This is a genomic window from Microbacterium faecale (assembly GCF_014640975.1).
GTDB lineage: Bacteria > Actinomycetota > Actinomycetes > Actinomycetales > Microbacteriaceae > Microbacterium > Microbacterium faecale.
This window is the reverse complement of record NZ_BMHO01000001.1, coordinates 862,631-877,416: the sequence shown is the minus strand read 5'-3', so window position 1 is coordinate 877,416 and position 14,786 is coordinate 862,631. Positions and strand designations below refer to the sequence as shown.

Here is a 14,786-nt window from a genome sequence, read left to right as displayed (position 1 = left end):
CGGAAAGGATCCACGTTGGACAACATCATCAGCCTCCGCGGCATCAGCAAGGCATTCGCCGGCGTGCAGGCGCTCGACAACATCACGCTCGAGATCGCCGCGGGCGAGGTGCACTGCCTCGCCGGCGAGAACGGCAGCGGCAAGTCGACGCTGATCAAGGTGCTCTCGGGCGTGCACGCGCCCGACCGCGGCGAGATCGTGCTCGGCGAGGACAGTTACCGCTCGCTCACTCCGAAGAACGCCATCGCGCACGGCGTCCAGGTGATCTACCAGGACTTCTCGGTCTTCCCGAACCTCACCGTGCTCGAGAACCTCGCCTTCACCTCCGAGGTCTCCTCCGGGCGTCCCTTCGTCAGTTGGCGCCGCATGCGTCGCACGGCGGAGCAGGCGCTCGAGAAGGTCGGCGTCGACATCGACCTCGACGCGCGCGTCGACGCGCTCCCGGTCGCGCAGAAACAGCTCATCGCGATCGCCCGCGCGCTCATGAACGACGCACGCCTGCTCGTCCTCGACGAGCCAACCACCGCGCTGACCAAGCGCGAGGTCGCCCGCCTGTTCGAGGTCATCTCCGACCTCACCTCACGCGGCGTCGCGATCCTGTTCGTCAGCCACAAGCTCGAAGAGGTCTTCGAGATCAGCCAGCGGTTCACGATCATCCGCAACGGCAAGCACGTCATCACGTGCCTGCCCGAAGAGCTCGACCGCAAGAGCTTCTCCTATTACATGACCGGGCGTGAGTTCGACGAGGCACGATTCAGCCCCGGTGAGATCTCCGCAGACCCGGTGCTCGAGCTCGAAGGCCTCGGCGTCGAGGGATCCTTCTCGGACGTCAACCTCGCGCTGCGCCCGGGCGAGATCCTCGGCATCACGGGCCTGCTCGGTTCGGGCCGCACCGAGCTCGCACTGGCAATGTTCGGCCTCATCCCCCACGACTCCGGGCGGATCCTCGTCGACGGCGAACACGCGAAGCTCGGCAGCATCCGCGACGCGATCGCGCGCGACATGGCGTACGTTCCCGAGGACCGCCTCACCGAGGGCCTCGCCCTCGAACGCTCGATCGGCAAGAACATCACGATCTCGGTCATCGACCGGTTCGTCTCGCGGGTCGGCATGCTGAAAGATTCGAAGGTCGACGCCGAAGCGCAACGCTGGGTGGATCGGCTCAAGATCGCCACGCCGAATCCGGACAACGCGGTCAGCACGCTCTCGGGCGGCAACCAGCAGCGCGTCGTGCTCGGCAAGTGGCTCGCCACGAACCCGCGCGTGCTCGTGCTGAACGGCCCGACCGTCGGTGTCGACATCGGCTCCAAGCACGACATCCACCAGGTGCTGCGTGAGCTGGCCGGCGAGGGTCTCGCCGTCGTGATCATCTCCGACGACATCCCCGAGATCATCGAGAACTGCAACCGCGTGCTCGTGATGCGCGACGGCCGTCTCGTGCACGAGGTCGACCCGACCACCACGAGCGAAGAGCGCCTGTCCGAGCTCATGTCCGAAGACGCCATCGAAGGAGGGACGCGATGAAGGCTCGCACCAGGCTTCAGAAGGTCCTGCACCAGAACGAGTTCTACATCCTGCTCGTCATCGTCGCCCTCGCGATCGCGATCCAGGCCCGCAGCGGCCTGTTCTTCTCGCTCGACAACATCGTCTCCCTCGCGGGCGCCATGGTCGTCCCCGGCATCTTCGCCGTGGGCACGTACATGGTGCTCGTCTCCGGCGGCATCGACGTCTCGTTCCCCGCACTCGCCTCCCTGGCGGTCTACGCGACGACGCGGATGCTCGTCGACTGGGGCTGGGAGGGCGGCCTCTGGCTGCCACTGCTCATCGTCATCGTGATCTCGGCACTGCTCGGCGCGTTCAACGGCGCCTTCACAGCGACGATCGCGATTCCGGTGCTCATCATCACGCTCGGCACGGCCAACGTGTTCACCGGCTTCATGCAGGGTGCGCTCTCGTCCGTGCAGATCCCGAACATCCCGCCGGCGATGGCGGAGTTCGGCCGGGCCTCGCTGCTCGTCACCGAGAGCCCGCGCACGGGTCACCTCTCGAGCCTGCCGATGGCCTTCCTGCTGCTCGTCGTCATCGTCGCCGCGGCGTTCTTCGTCATGCGGTACACGACGTTCGGCCGCTCGATCTATGCGATCGGCGGCGACGAGAGTGCGGCGGCCCGCGCCGGCGTCAACGTCAAGCGCACCAAGTTCCTGCTGTACATCATCGCGGGCGTGCTCGCCGGCATCGCCGGCCTCGTGCGCACCAGCATGATGGGCCAGATGCACCCGACGAACCTGCTCGGGATGGAGCTCATGGTGATCGCCGCCGTCGTCCTCGGCGGCACCGCGATCACGGGCGGCCGCGGCACCCTCACGGGCGCCATGCTCGGAACGCTGCTCATCGTCATCGTCCAGAACAGCATGATCCTCGTCGGCATCCCGACGATCTGGCAGAGCGTCGCGCTCGGCGTGCTCATCATCATCGGTACGGGCATCTCGGCCGTGCAGATGACGAAGGCCAGGAAGCGACAGGGGATTCTCGTATGACCGCCATCGCCCCCCGCACCGCAGCGGACCATCAGGAGGAGGCATCGTGACCACCACCATGACGCGCACGAAGCGCATGCCGCGCGGACTGCAGACCGTATTCCAAGACGCACACGTCACCCGCCTCGCCGTCGTCCTCGTGCTGCTGCTCGGCTTCTTCGCCGTGATGAAGTGGCCGAACTTCAGCTCGGTCGTGACCTGGCAGGCCATGGCCATGCAGTTCCCCGAGTTCGGTCTGCTGGCGCTCGGAGTGATGCTGACAATGGTCCTCGGCGGCATCGACCTCTCGGTCGTGGGCACCGCGAACCTGACCTCCATCGCGACCGCGATGCTCATGCTGAAGATCGCGCCGATCGGATCCGACTCGTCGACCGGTTACCTCGCGCTCGGCGCGGGCGTCGTCTTCGCCCTCGTCGTCGGAGCCGCGGCCGGTGCGCTCAATGGCGTCCTCGTCGCGAAGGTGAAGATCCCCGCGATCCTCGTCACGCTCGGCACCTTCGAGCTGTTCACGGGCATCGCGCTCGTCCTCAGCGCCGGCAAGCCCATCTCGGGCCTGCCGCCCGAGTACGCCTACGTGATGGGCAGCCACATCGCCACCTACATTCCGATGGTGCTCATCGTCTTCATCGTGGGCGCGATCATCATCTGGTACCTGATGAACCGCACGGCGTTCGGCACGAAGCTCTACATGCTCGGCTCGAATGAGACCGCGGCGAACTTCTCGGGGCTCAAGACGACGAGCCTCATCGTGCGCACGTACACGATCTCGGGCGTCTACGCCGCGGGAGCGGGCCTCGTGATGCTCGCGAACTACAACTCGGCGAAGGCCGACTACGGCTCGACGTACACGCTGCTGGCGATCCTGATCGTCGTGCTCGGCGGCATCAACCCCAACGGCGGCACCGGCCGGCTCGCGGGCGTCGTGCTCGCGGTGATCGTGTTGCAGGTGCTCTCGTCGCTGCTGAACACATTCCCCGACGTGAGCAACTTCTACCGCCCCCTCATCTGGGGTGGCGTGCTGCTCATCGTGATCGTCATCAATCAATGGGACAAGCGCGGAAATCTCATGCGAATGCTGCGCTGGAGAGGACAGAGAACATGAAGCTCGCCAAGGATCGCCACGTCGTCGTCGGCGCCGACTTCGCCGGATTCCCCCTCAAGGAGGCCGTCAAGTCGCACCTGACCGAGAACGGGTGGCAGGTGAAGGACATGACGCCGACGCTCGACGACGCCGACATGTACCACCGGGTCGGCTTCCTCGTCGGCTCGCAGATCGCCGAGCACGAGTACGAGAAGGCGCTGCTGTTCTGCGGATCCGGCATGGGGATCCACGTTGCCGCGAGCAAGGTGCCGCACGTGCACGCCGCCGTCTGCGAGAGCGTTCCGGCCGCCCTGCGCGCCGCGACCGCCAACAACTGCAACGTGATGGCGATGGGGGCGTTCTACATCGCACCGCGCCTCGGCCGCGCGATGGCCGACGCCTTCCTCTCGCACTCGCTCGGCGAGGGCTACGAGGACTGGGACGGGTTCTACGACTATCACCGCATCGGGTACGACGAGTGCGAAGCGTTCGACTACGAGGCGTACCGTGCGAACGGTTTCCGCGTCGTCGAGCCGCGCGAGGCGGACCTCGGTCCTGAGCCGCGCGCACTCGCGTTCTGACGGTGCTCGCCGGCTCGTCCATGGCACCACGAGGGGACCTGTTCGCCGCCATCGACCTCGGTGCGACCAGCGGCAGAGTGATCGTCGGTGAGGTCGACGGCGAGCGGATCACGGCGACCGAGTGCTCGCGATTCGAGAACCGGCCGGTGCGCGTCGGCGGACTCCTGCAGTGGGACGTGCTCTCACTCTGGGCCGACGCGACCGCCGGGCTCGCGCGGGCCGCGGCCGAGAATCCGGGGATCCGGTCGGTCGCGGTCGACACGTGGGGCGTCGATGTCGCCCTCACGCGCGGCGAGCGCCTGCTCGGCAATCCGGTGCATTACCGGGACACGCGCACTGACGCGGTGATCGAGCAGGTGCATGCGCTCGTGCCGCCGGAGGAGCTGTTCTCCCGCGCCGGCGTGCAGCCGGCATCGATCAACACGATCTACCAGCTCGTCGCCGAGCAGTCGGGCGGCCTGATCGATGCGGCCGACGGCGCCCTGCTCATGCCGGACGTGTTCTCGTACTGGTTCACGGGCGAGCGCATCGCCGAACGCACGATGGCCTCGACGACGGGATTGCTGTCGGCCGAGACCGGCGACTGGGACCGGGGGCTGCTGGAGAAGGTCAGCATCCCGGCCGATCTGTTCGCGCGCGTCGTTCCGGCGGGCACCCGGCTCGGCCCGATCCGTGACGACGTGGCCGCCGATATCGGCCTCGCCTCGTCGATCGACGTCGTCGCCACCGCCGCCCACGACACCGCAGCCGCGGCCGTCGCGACTCCCCTGCCGTCGCGCGGAGGCGTGTTCGTCTCGTGCGGCACGTGGGGGCTGATCGGCGTCGAGCGCGACCGTCCGCTGCTCGGAGCAGCGGCGTTCGCCGCCGGCGTCACCAACGAGCGCGGTCTCGACGACCGCTACCTCGTGATGCGCAACGGGATGGGGCTCTGGATTCTCTCGGAGACGCTGCGCGGCTGGGACGCCACCGACGAACTGACGGAGCTGCTCGCCCGCGCCACCGCGCTGGGCGACGCCGTCCCCGTCTTCGACGTTGAGGATCCGCGCTTCCAGATTCCGGGCGACATGCCCGCACGGATCGCGGCCTGGTGCGAGGAGCACGGCGTCGCGCCACCGCAGGGCCGCGTCGCCATCGTCCGCTCGATCATCGAGTCCCTCGCGCACGCCCTCGCGGCCTCCGCGCACGAAATCGGCCGACTCACAGACGAACCCGTCACCCAGATCAATATCGTCGGCGGCGGCTCGCGCAACGAGCTGCTGTGCGCGCGCGTCGCGGATCACGCCGGGGTGCCCGTGTACGCCGGACCGAATGAGGCGACCGCGCTGGGCAGCCTGCTCGTGCAGGCCCGGACCGCCGGGACCGTGAACGGAACCGTCGACGACTTGCGGGCGATCGTGACCCGCACCATCGCGCCACGGCAGCACCTGCCGGGCGCTCGACACGATGACGCGCGATCTCGCGCGGAGAGGAGCGCGCGATGAGCGCACGGATCGCCCCGGAGGCCGTGAGCGATGAGCTGCTCGACCTGACCCTGAAGCTCGCGGAGCCCGCGCGGGACCTCGTGATCCTCTCGGAGGGGAACACGAGCGAGCTGGTCGGCGAGGAGATCGTCGTGAAGGCGTCGGGATCCGCCATGGGCTCGGCCACGCGCGCCGACTTCGTGTCGATGGCCGTGGAGCCGCTCGTCGAGCTGCTGCGCGACCCGACCGCCGACCAGGACCGTCTCACCGCCGCCCTCACGGCGGGCGAGGTCGATGGACGGGCGGTCCGGGGATCCGTCGAGTCTCTCGTGCACGTGGCGGTGCGCGCTCTGGCGCCCGTCCGCTACGTGGCCCACACACACCCGACCGACGTCGTGTCGCTGCTCGCAAGCCAGCAGGCGGCGACCGCGTTCGCTGAACCGGTCTACACCGACGAACTGCTGATCCTCGGCCGCCCGCTGTTCGTCCCGTACGCTCAGCCCGGCCTCGAGCTCGGCCGCGTGTTCCTCGACCGCCTCGAGGGCTACGTGGAGGAGCATGGTGAGCTGCCGTCGCTCGTGTTGCTGGGCAACCACGGCATCGTCGCGATCTCCGAGACCGCCGAGGGCGCCGAAGCCGTCTCCATGATGGCGGTCAAGAGCGCCCGTGTGCGTCTCGGCGCCCGCGCGGCCGGCGGCGTCGCTCCGCTCGGCAGCGAGGCGACGTCGGAGTACTTCGACCGCCCCGACTTCGCCGAACGCCGCACCCGCCTCGCCGGCACCGGCGGCTGAGCCGGCACTGCCCGAACGAGGGCCGATGCTCCGCGCAGGTGGAGCATCGGCCCTCGTGGTTTCCGCCGCTTCGGTGCGTTCTTGACACCCGTCGGCGTGACGGGTAGCTTCAATGAAACACCTAATGGTTCAATGAACAGCGCAGTCAGCCAACGGGACGCGCAGATCGAGGATGATTATGACGAAGGCAGGACCGTACGAGAACGTCACCTCCGCGGAGGCGGCGATCGAGCGTGTGATGGACGCTGGCCAGGGCGTACTGCGCCTCGCGCCGACGTGGGTTCCCCGCGCGTTCTGCACGCCCGCGAAGCGCCTTCGTCTGCACCCGCACGACTACTTCCCCCTCGCCAAGGACCGCGGCGGCATCGACGAGCGCTGGCTCGCGTCCGCGATCCGCGCCGAAAACGGCCCGCTCACGGATCCCTTCGAGGGCCTCAGCCTCGCCGTCGACCCGGACGGCGGCGTCGTTCCCTTCGATGAGTTCATCGCGCACTTCCGCACCTCCGCGATCGGCAGCCACTGGGACACGCACGGCGCGTGGCCGATGTACTCGAAGTTCTTCGACAACCAGGCTCCCCTGCCGTTCCACATCCACCACCGCGACGAGCACGCCGCGCTGGTCGGCAAGCCCGGCAAGCCCGAGGCGTACTACTTCCCGCCGCAGATGAACAACCACCCCGGTGAGTTCCCCTACACGTTCTTCGGCCTGCACCCGGAGACCACCCGCCAGCAGGTCATCGACAAGCTCGAGGGCTTCCTGCGCGGCGGCGACAACCGCATCACCGAGCTGTCGAAGGCCTACCGCGTCACCCCCGGCACCGGGTGGGACGTGCCGGCCGGCATCCTGCACGCTCCCGCGAGCCTGTGCACGTACGAGCCGCAGGCCGCGTGCGATGTGTTCGCCATGACCGAGTCGTGGTCGAACCACAAGGAGGTCGCCGACGAGCTGCTGTGGAAGGACGTCCCCGAGGACAAGCACGGCGATCTCGAGTTCATCGTCGACCTCGTCGACTGGGAGCGCAACGTCGACCCCGAGTTCTGGAGCCACCGCTTCACGCCGCCGGTGGAGACCGCCGCGTCGCGCGCTCAGGGCGGCACAGCATACGCCGAGCGCTGGATCACGTACCGCTCCGACGCGTTCAGCGCGAAGGAGCTCACCATCGCGCCGGGCGGATCCGCGCAGATTGCCGATCGCGACGCGTACGGCCTCGTCGCCGTCGGCGGCATCGGCGAGATCAACGGCCAGCACCTCGCGTCGATCTCGTCCATCCGCTACGGACAGTTCTCTTCGGACGAGTACTTCGTCACCGCCGATGGGGCGAACCGCGGCGTGACCATCCGCAACACCTCGCCCACCGAGGACCTCGTGATCCTCAAGCACTTCGGCCCCGGCAACGCGGAGCTGGCGGCTGATCGCGCGAACGGAACGCTGGGGCAGGCATGACCGACGTCCAGGCCGTGCTGCGCGAGGCCCCCGAGGCGCGTCGGCGTCTCGGAACCCTCGCGCAGCTCGCGCGCGTGGACCGTTTCACCGAGGATGACGGGCCCGCGCGCGGCACCCGCCGGATCCGTCTCGTCACGGGCGGCGGCCTCGAGGCCGACATCCACCCCGACCGCGCTCTCGACCTCGGCCAGGTGACCTACCGCGGCGTGCCCGTCGCGTGGATGTCGCCGGTTGGCATGTCGTCGCCGCACCTCGCCGACAGCCACGGCACCGAGTGGCTACGCTCGTTCGGCGGCGGACTGCTCGCCACCTGTGGCCTCGACACGTTCGGCCCGCCGAGCGTCGAGGACGGCGTCGAGTACCCCATGCACGGCCGGATCGGCGTCGTCCCGGCGTCGGTCACGGAGACGTCGGTCTCCGGCGGTTCGCTCCGCGTCGCCGGCGAGGTGCGGCAGACCCGGGTGTTCGGCGAGAACCTCATGCTCCGGCGCGAGATCACCGCCGATGTCGGCGGATCCGAGCTGCGCATCGTCGACACCGTCACGAACGAGGGCACGGATCCGGTCGGCCACATGATCCTGTACCACGCGAACCTCGGGTGGCCGTTGCTCGACGAGCGCGCGAACCTCGAGATTCCGTCGAAGCGCGTGCTCCCGCGCGACGCGGCCGCCGAGTCGGGCGCCGCGCGCTGGCACGAGATCGAACCGCCGCAGGCGGGCTACGCCGAGCAGGTGTTCCTCCACGACATGCGGGGCGAGACCGGGCCCGCCGTCATCGACAACCCCGAGCTCGGGATCCGGTGCGAGCTGGCGTTCGACACCACGACGCTGCCCGCACTGCACCAGTGGAAGATGAGCGGCGAGGGCCACTACGTCATGGGGCTCGAGCCGTCCAACCTCCTCCACATTCATGGCCGCGCGGCGGCTCGCGCCGAGCGCGCGCTGCCCACCCTGGCCCCCGGCGCGAGCGTGCGCTACGCGCTGTCCTTCCGCTTCAGCGAATCGAACGGAGCGAGACGATGACCACCACTGCCACCGCCCCGGTGCTGCGCATGCGCGGCATCGGTAAGACGTTCCCCGGGATCCGCGCGCTCAGCGATGTTGAGCTCGAGGTCCGCGCCGGCGAGGTGCACGCCATCGTCGGCGAGAACGGTGCCGGCAAGTCCACCCTGATGAAGATCCTCGCCGGCGTGCACCAGCCCGACGAGGGATCGATCGAGCTCAGCGGCGAGCGCACGCGCATCACCGGGCAGCTCGACGCGTTGCGCCGCGGCATCGGGATGGTCTACCAGGAGCTCAACCTCGTTCCTGACCTGACCGTCGCCGAGAACATCGGCCTCGGCCGCACCCCGTCGCGCATGGGCATCGTCGACAACCGTGCGCTGCTCGCCGAAGCCCAGCGCGTGCTCGACGCTCTCGACACCCGCATCGACCCGCAGCAGCTGGTCGGATCCCTCACGGTCAGTCAGCAGCAGATCGTCGAGATCGCGAAGGTGTACGCGAGCGACCCCCGGATCATCGTGCTCGACGAGCCGACCTCCTCGCTGAGCGAGCACGAGGCGCGTTCGCTGTTCGGCATCGTCCGACGCATGCGCGAGAACGGCATCGCGGTGATCTACATCAGCCACCGCCTGCGGGAGGTTCTCGACCTCGCCGATCGCGTCACCGTCCTCCGCGACGGCGCGCACATCGAGACGCGCGACATCGCGGGCATGACTCCGGCCGACATGATCCGCTCGATGGTCGGCCGCGACCTCGCCGACGTGTTCCCGAAGCGCGAGGTGCCGATCGGCGACGTCGTGCTCGAGACGCGCGGCCTGAGCGGCACCGCCTCCTTCGCGGACGTGTCGATCACGGCGCGCGCCGGAGAGATCGTCGGCCTGGCCGGCCTCGTCGGCGCGGGTCGCACCGAGGTCGCCCGCGCGATCTTCGGCCTCGATCCGCTGGATGCGGGCGAGGTGCTGGTCGACGGCACGCGCGTGAACGTGGCGACGCCGCAGCGCGCCGTGCGCGCCGGCATCGCCTACGTCCCCGAGGATCGCAAGCGCGACGGCATCGCCCCGCAGCTCAGCATCCGCGACAACATCGTCCTCGCCGCCCTGCAGCGTCTGGACCGGTTCGGCTGGCTGTCACGTCGACGCGAGAACGAGGTCGCCCGGAGTCAGGTCTCGGCGCTCGGCGTCTCGCCGCCCGTCGTGGAGCGCGGCGTCTCGACGCTCAGCGGCGGCAACCAGCAGAAGGTCGTCCTCGGCAAGTGGCTCGCGATGGAGCCGCGTGTGCTCATCCTCGACGAGCCCACGCGCGGCGTCGACGTGGGCGCGAAGGCCGACATCCACAAGATCATCGGCGAGCTCGCGGCGCAGGGCGTGGCGATCATCATGATCTCCTCCGAGCTGCCGGAGGTGCTCGCCGTGAGCGACCGCATCTACGTGCTCCACGAGGGGCGCGTGACCGCCGAATTCGACCGCGCCGAAGCGACAGAGGAAATCGTGATGCAGGCCGCGACGGGAGAGAGCGCATGACCATCACCCCCACCACAGCAGGCCCGAGGGTCACGGCCGAGCGCGGCTCCGGCCGCGCCATCGGCTGGATCGGCATGCCCGCGGGCATCGTCGTGTTGATCATCGTCGGCAGCCTGCTCAACGACAAGTTCCTCTCGGTCTCGAACCTGACGAACGTCCTGATCAATATGTCGATCGTCGGCGTGATCGTCGTCGGGATGACCTTCGTGTTCATCACGCGCGGGATGGCCGACCTGTCGGTCCCCGCGACCGTCGCCGTCGGCGGGATCCTCGTGCTCGCGTTGCAACCCGTCATGGGCAGCATCGCGGCTGGCATCGTCGGCGTGCTCGTCGCGACGGCGGCCGGCCTGCTCAACGGATTCCTGATCGGCTACGCCGGGCTCAACCCCGTCATCACGACCCTCGCGACCGGCACGATCGTGCTCGGCATCGCGCAGGCCGCGGTCGGCGGCGTCATCGTCTACGGCGACGACAAGGGGATCCAGGAGTTCCTCACCGGACGGATCTTCGGAACCATCCCCGTGATCGTGCTGATCTTCGCCGCTATCGCCGTCATCGGCCACCTGGTGCTCTCGCGCAGCGTGTGGGGGCGTTGGACGTACGCGGTCGGATCGAACCCCGACGCGACCCGCGCCAGCGCGGTCCCGGTGCGACTGACCCGCTCGGCGGCGTTCATCCTCACCGGATCGCTCGCCGGCTTCGCCGGGGTCCTGCTCGGGCTCACCCTGCAGACCGCACGCCCCGGCATCGGCATCGGCTACGAGTTCGACGCGATCACCGCGGTCGTCGTCGGCGGCGTGAGCCTGCTCGGCGGCTTCGGCAGCATCCCGCGCGCGATCGGCGGCCTGCTGTTCGTGCAGCTGCTGACGAACATCCTCGTGCTGCAGGGTGTGCCGACCGAACCCCAGGGACTGATCAAGGGCGGCCTGATTGCGGGGGCAGTAGCCCTCGATGTGGCGCTGCGCCGACGAGGAGGACGACGATGAACCGCGTACAACGCTTCTTCGACAGCACGACCTTCCTCGGGATCGTGCAGTACCGAGTGATCATCATCCTCGTGGCGACGTTCGTCCTCGCGGCGAGCCTCGTGCCCGGATTCTTCGAGTTCCGCACGCTGAGCCTCAGCATCGACCGGGTCGCCACGCTCGGCATTGTCGCGGTCGGTCTGACCGTGGTGCTGATCGCCGGTCAGCTCGACCTGTCGGTCGGATCCACTCTCGCGCTCTCGGGGATCGCCGCGATCGGGCTACAGCCCGTGCTCGGCGCCACCGGTGCCGCGATCGCCGCGCTCCTGATCGGCATCGCGTGCGGCGCGGTCAACGGCTTCCTCGTGGTGGTGCTGAAGGTCAACTCGCTCGTCGCGACGCTCGCGTCGATGCTGATGTTCCGCGCGATCTGTCACACGATCACCGACTCGCGACCGGTCAGCGGTGAGGATCCGCTCGTCGGCCTCGTGGTGACGCGCCCCGTCGGCGGCACGTTCAGCCCGCGCGCGCTGATCTTCTTCGTCGCCGTGATTCTGCTGGCGCTCTGGCTGCGTCGCACGGTCGCGGGCCGCAACCTGTTCGCCGTCGGCAGCAGCTCGGCCAGCGCCACCGCGAGCGGCATCCGCTCGAACGGATACCTCTTCGGGGTGTTCGTGTTCAGTGGCGCGATGGCGGGCGCGGCGGGCATCATGCAGAGCCTCGCGGTCAACACCGGATCCCCGGTGTTCGGCGAGACGACTGCGCTCACCGGCATCGCCGCCGTCGTCATCGGCGGCACGCGGCTCGAGGGCGGGCGCGGATCCGCGCTGGGCACGCTCGGCGGCCTGCTCGTGCTCGCGTTCCTGACGACGTCGATGGAATACCAGAGCATTCCGGCGTACATCCAGGACATCGTGACCGGCATCATCCTGCTGCTGCTGATCCTGCTCGACCGCTTTGTGTCGGGCAAGGCCCGGCGCGCCGAACCACTCGCGAACGTGATCCGCCGCTGGCTGCGATCACGACGCGACACCACAGCCACCCAAGAAGGAATGGACGAAAGGACCCTCGCACCATGAGAACCCCACAGCTGATCGGCAGCGCCGCCATCGGCGCCGCGCTCCTGCTCACCGTTGGTTGTGCCAGCGGAGACGCAGGCGGCGGCGACGCCGGCGCGGACGGCGAACTCGAGATCTGCTACATCACGGCAGCCGAATCGCACGCCTATGCCACCCCCGCCAACGAGGCCTTCCAGGCCGCCGCTGACGAGGCCGGTGTCAACGTCACCCTGCTGAGCCAGGACTTCGACGTGCAGACCGGAACCGAGCAGCTCAACTCCTGCATCGGCCGCAGCCCCGACGGCATCGTGCTCTGGCCGCTCGACCCGCAGGCATACGTGCCGGGCCTCGTGCAGGCACAGGACGCCGACATCCCCGTCGTGCTCATCAACACCCCGATGGGCGATGACGCCGACGGCTACTTCGCGTCCTTCACCGGACCCGACGTCTACGAAGAGGGCGTGCTGTCGGCCGACGCTATGAACGAGGAGCTCGGCGGTGAAGGCAACGTGGTGATCATCGCGGGCCAGGCCGGCAACGGCACCTCGATCGGTCGTACGGACGGCTTCACCGAGCAGCTCGAGGAGCTCGGCTCCGACATCGAGGTCCTCGACACGGTCAACGCCGACTTCGACCAGCAGAAGGCGCTCGAGATGAGCCGCGACCTCATCACGCGGTTCGGCGACGACATCGACGGCGTCTACGCGAACGACGACACGATGGCCCGCGGCTTCATCGACGCATGGACCGAGGCGGGGCGCAGCCTCGACGAGATCCCCGCGATCGTCGGCATCAACGGCCAGAAGGACGCCTTCGAGGCGATCGAGGCCGGTCACTACACCGCGACGATCGTGCAGTCACCCGTCGAGGACGGCAAGCTCGCCCTCGAGACGATCGTCAAGGTCGCGAATGGCGAGACGGTCGACGAGCGGCTCCCGATTCCGCTGACCGTCGTCACCGAGGAGAACGTCGCCGACGAAGAGCCGGCGCTCTGATCGACTGACGATTCCGCGCGAATGCGGGGCGTGCCACTGTGGCCGCCCCGCATTCGCGTTTCTCGGGGGCGACGCGGATCCGCGTGCGCGCTGTTCTGCGGATCCGGGTGTGCGCTGTTTCGCGGATCCGTATGCGGTGCCGGCGGGTCCGGGCGCTGTTCTGCGGGTCCGGGCGCTGCCGGGTGCTTACGCACTGTCGCGGAGGACGAGCTCGGGGCGCAGCATCACGTGGTTGTTCTCGGGCTGCGCCGCGTCCTGGCGGAACAGCTCGCGGATCATACGCACGGCCGTCGCGCCGAGAAGCTCGCGCGGCTGCCGGATCGTCGTGAGGCGGGGCGAGGAGACCTCGGCCCAGGCGATGTCGTCGTAGCCGACGACGGCGATGTCCTCGGGCACGCGCAGGCCCGCTCGCGCGAACGCCTGGATCGCGCCGAGTGCGACCATGTCGTTCGCGCAGAGGATCGCCTCGGGGCGCCGCTCCACGCGACGATCCGCGATGAGCTCTCCCGCGGCGCGTCCCGCCTCGACCGTCCACGACTCGGCTTCGATGACGTCGAGCGAGACGCCGCCGGCCTCCGCGACCACCTCGAGGGCGCCGTCGACGCGGTCGCGCACCTTCGGAGAACGGTCCGGGTGACCGACGAACGCGATCCGTCGATACCCCGCGTCGATGAGGTGCTGGGCGCCGATCCTGCCGCCGATGCGGTCGTCGACGACGACGCTCCAGGCGGTCGTGTGATGTTCACCGACGCGGTCGACGAAGACCGTCGGCACGCCGCGGTCGCGCAGCATCTGCAGGCTCGAGCTCTTCTCGTCGACCGGCGAGATGATGATGCCCTGCACCCGCTGCTGCACAAGCAGGTCGAGGTTCTGGTTCTCGCGGTCAGCGTCGTAGGCGCTATTGGTGACGACCATGCCGAGGTCGAGTTCGCTGGCTGCGGCGTCGGCGCCGAGCACGACGTCGACGAAGAACGGGTTCGAGAGGTTCGCCGCGGCCATGCCGATGGTGCGAAGCCGGCCGGGGCGGTACTGCCGGGCGCGTTGCCGCGGCACGAAATCGAGGTCGCGGATCGCGTCGAGCACGCGCTCGCGCGTGTCGGAGTTGACGTAGAACGGTCGGTTGAGCACGTTGCTCACGGTGCCGGCCGAGACCCCGGCGCGCTCGGCCACGTCACGGATGGTGACTGTTCGCTGAGTTCGGCCGTCGCTGTTCATTGAAACCACGCTATCGGGTCGCCGCCGACAGCGGGCTCCGCGGCGCGTCGCGGGCGCCGCGGGTCCGCCCCGCCTCGCGGATCCCGCGACTACGGTTTCGCCGTGCGACTACGGGATGTCGTAGTCGCACGGCGAACG

13 protein-coding genes are annotated in these 14,786 nt (G+C 68.9%); 12 read left to right on the top strand and 1 reads right to left on the bottom strand.

Going from position 1 to position 14,786, the window contains the following annotated elements:
- Nucleotides 1–15: 15 nt before the first annotated feature.
- The 12 genes from IEW87_RS03980 (at nucleotide 16) to IEW87_RS03925 (ending at nucleotide 13,433) form a co-directional block, all read left to right on the top strand.
- A complete protein-coding gene (locus IEW87_RS03980) occupies nucleotides 16–1,524 on the top strand; it encodes a sugar ABC transporter ATP-binding protein (RefSeq protein ID WP_188710999.1) in 1,509 nt (502 codons plus the stop codon).
- Nucleotides 1,521–2,537 carry an ABC transporter permease gene (locus IEW87_RS03975; protein WP_188710998.1) on the top strand — a complete coding sequence of 339 codons (1,017 nt, stop codon included), beginning with the start codon at nucleotides 1,521–1,523 and terminating at the stop codon, nucleotides 2,535–2,537. The genes IEW87_RS03980 and IEW87_RS03975 overlap by 4 nt, the downstream gene beginning before the upstream one ends.
- A gap of 46 nt (nucleotides 2,538–2,583) precedes the next feature.
- Nucleotides 2,584–3,639: an ABC transporter permease gene (locus IEW87_RS03970; RefSeq protein ID WP_229730924.1), complete on the top strand. Its 1,056-nt coding sequence runs from the start codon at nucleotides 2,584–2,586 to the stop codon at nucleotides 3,637–3,639.
- Entirely contained in the window at nucleotides 3,636–4,199 is a 564-nt protein-coding gene (locus IEW87_RS03965; RefSeq protein ID WP_188710997.1) for an RpiB/LacA/LacB family sugar-phosphate isomerase, read from the top strand. Before IEW87_RS03970 ends, IEW87_RS03965 begins: the two co-directional genes overlap by 4 nt.
- Before the next feature lie 20 nt (nucleotides 4,200–4,219).
- Nucleotides 4,220–5,680, top strand: a complete 1,461-nt coding sequence (locus IEW87_RS03960; RefSeq protein WP_188710996.1) for a rhamnulokinase — start codon at nucleotides 4,220–4,222, stop codon at nucleotides 5,678–5,680.
- Nucleotides 5,677–6,450 carry a class II aldolase/adducin family protein gene (locus IEW87_RS03955; protein WP_188710995.1) on the top strand — a complete coding sequence of 258 codons (774 nt, stop codon included), beginning with the start codon at nucleotides 5,677–5,679 and terminating at the stop codon, nucleotides 6,448–6,450. The genes IEW87_RS03960 and IEW87_RS03955 overlap by 4 nt, the downstream gene beginning before the upstream one ends.
- Nucleotides 6,451–6,628: 178 nt before the next feature.
- The gene (locus IEW87_RS03950; RefSeq protein WP_188710994.1) at nucleotides 6,629–7,894 is read left to right on the top strand and encodes a cupin domain-containing protein; all 1,266 of its coding nucleotides are present in this window, start codon (nucleotides 6,629–6,631) and stop codon (nucleotides 7,892–7,894) included.
- Complete coding sequence (locus IEW87_RS03945) at nucleotides 7,891–8,916, top strand: aldose 1-epimerase family protein (RefSeq protein WP_188710993.1); 1,026 nt, start codon at nucleotides 7,891–7,893, stop codon at nucleotides 8,914–8,916. Before IEW87_RS03950 ends, IEW87_RS03945 begins: the two co-directional genes overlap by 4 nt.
- Complete coding sequence (locus IEW87_RS03940; RefSeq protein WP_188710992.1) at nucleotides 8,913–10,415, top strand: sugar ABC transporter ATP-binding protein; 1,503 nt, start codon at nucleotides 8,913–8,915, stop codon at nucleotides 10,413–10,415. Before IEW87_RS03945 ends, IEW87_RS03940 begins: the two co-directional genes overlap by 4 nt.
- Nucleotides 10,412–11,401, top strand: coding sequence for an ABC transporter permease (locus IEW87_RS03935; protein WP_188710991.1), 990 nt, complete (start codon nucleotides 10,412–10,414; stop codon nucleotides 11,399–11,401). Before IEW87_RS03940 ends, IEW87_RS03935 begins: the two co-directional genes overlap by 4 nt.
- Nucleotides 11,398–12,459, top strand: a complete 1,062-nt coding sequence (locus IEW87_RS03930) for an ABC transporter permease (protein WP_188710990.1) — start codon at nucleotides 11,398–11,400, stop codon at nucleotides 12,457–12,459. The genes IEW87_RS03935 and IEW87_RS03930 overlap by 4 nt, the downstream gene beginning before the upstream one ends.
- Nucleotides 12,456–13,433 (top strand): sugar ABC transporter substrate-binding protein, encoded by a 978-nt coding sequence (locus IEW87_RS03925; protein WP_188710989.1) that lies wholly within the window; start codon nucleotides 12,456–12,458, stop codon nucleotides 13,431–13,433. Before IEW87_RS03930 ends, IEW87_RS03925 begins: the two co-directional genes overlap by 4 nt.
- A 186-nt stretch (nucleotides 13,434–13,619) precedes the next feature.
- Here the strand turns inward: IEW87_RS03925 and IEW87_RS03920 are convergent, their stop codons facing one another.
- On the bottom strand, nucleotides 13,620–14,603 hold the full coding sequence (locus IEW87_RS03920; RefSeq protein ID WP_229730922.1) for a LacI family DNA-binding transcriptional regulator: 984 nt from the start codon (nucleotides 14,601–14,603) through the stop codon (nucleotides 13,620–13,622).
- Nucleotides 14,604–14,786 lie beyond the last annotated feature (183 nt).

Bases quoted from the DNA above. Each gene is read 5' to 3' on its own strand.
- IEW87_RS03925 (WP_188710989.1), top strand. From the start codon at position 12,456: ATGAGAACCCCACAGCTGATCGGCAGCGCCGCCATCGGCGCCGCGCTC.
- IEW87_RS03960 (WP_188710996.1), top strand. From the start codon at position 4,220: ATGGCACCACGAGGGGACCTGTTCGCCGCCATCGACCTCGGTGCGACC.
- IEW87_RS03935 (WP_188710991.1), top strand. From the start codon at position 10,412: ATGACCATCACCCCCACCACAGCAGGCCCGAGGGTCACGGCCGAGCGC.
- IEW87_RS03930 (WP_188710990.1), top strand. From the start codon at position 11,398: ATGAACCGCGTACAACGCTTCTTCGACAGCACGACCTTCCTCGGGATC.
- IEW87_RS03965 (WP_188710997.1), top strand. From the start codon at position 3,636: ATGAAGCTCGCCAAGGATCGCCACGTCGTCGTCGGCGCCGACTTCGCC.
- IEW87_RS03940 (WP_188710992.1), top strand. From the start codon at position 8,913: ATGACCACCACTGCCACCGCCCCGGTGCTGCGCATGCGCGGCATCGGT.
- IEW87_RS03955 (WP_188710995.1), top strand. From the start codon at position 5,677: ATGAGCGCACGGATCGCCCCGGAGGCCGTGAGCGATGAGCTGCTCGAC.
- IEW87_RS03975 (WP_188710998.1), top strand. From the start codon at position 1,521: ATGAAGGCTCGCACCAGGCTTCAGAAGGTCCTGCACCAGAACGAGTTC.
- IEW87_RS03950 (WP_188710994.1), top strand. From the start codon at position 6,629: ATGACGAAGGCAGGACCGTACGAGAACGTCACCTCCGCGGAGGCGGCG.
- IEW87_RS03945 (WP_188710993.1), top strand. From the start codon at position 7,891: ATGACCGACGTCCAGGCCGTGCTGCGCGAGGCCCCCGAGGCGCGTCGG.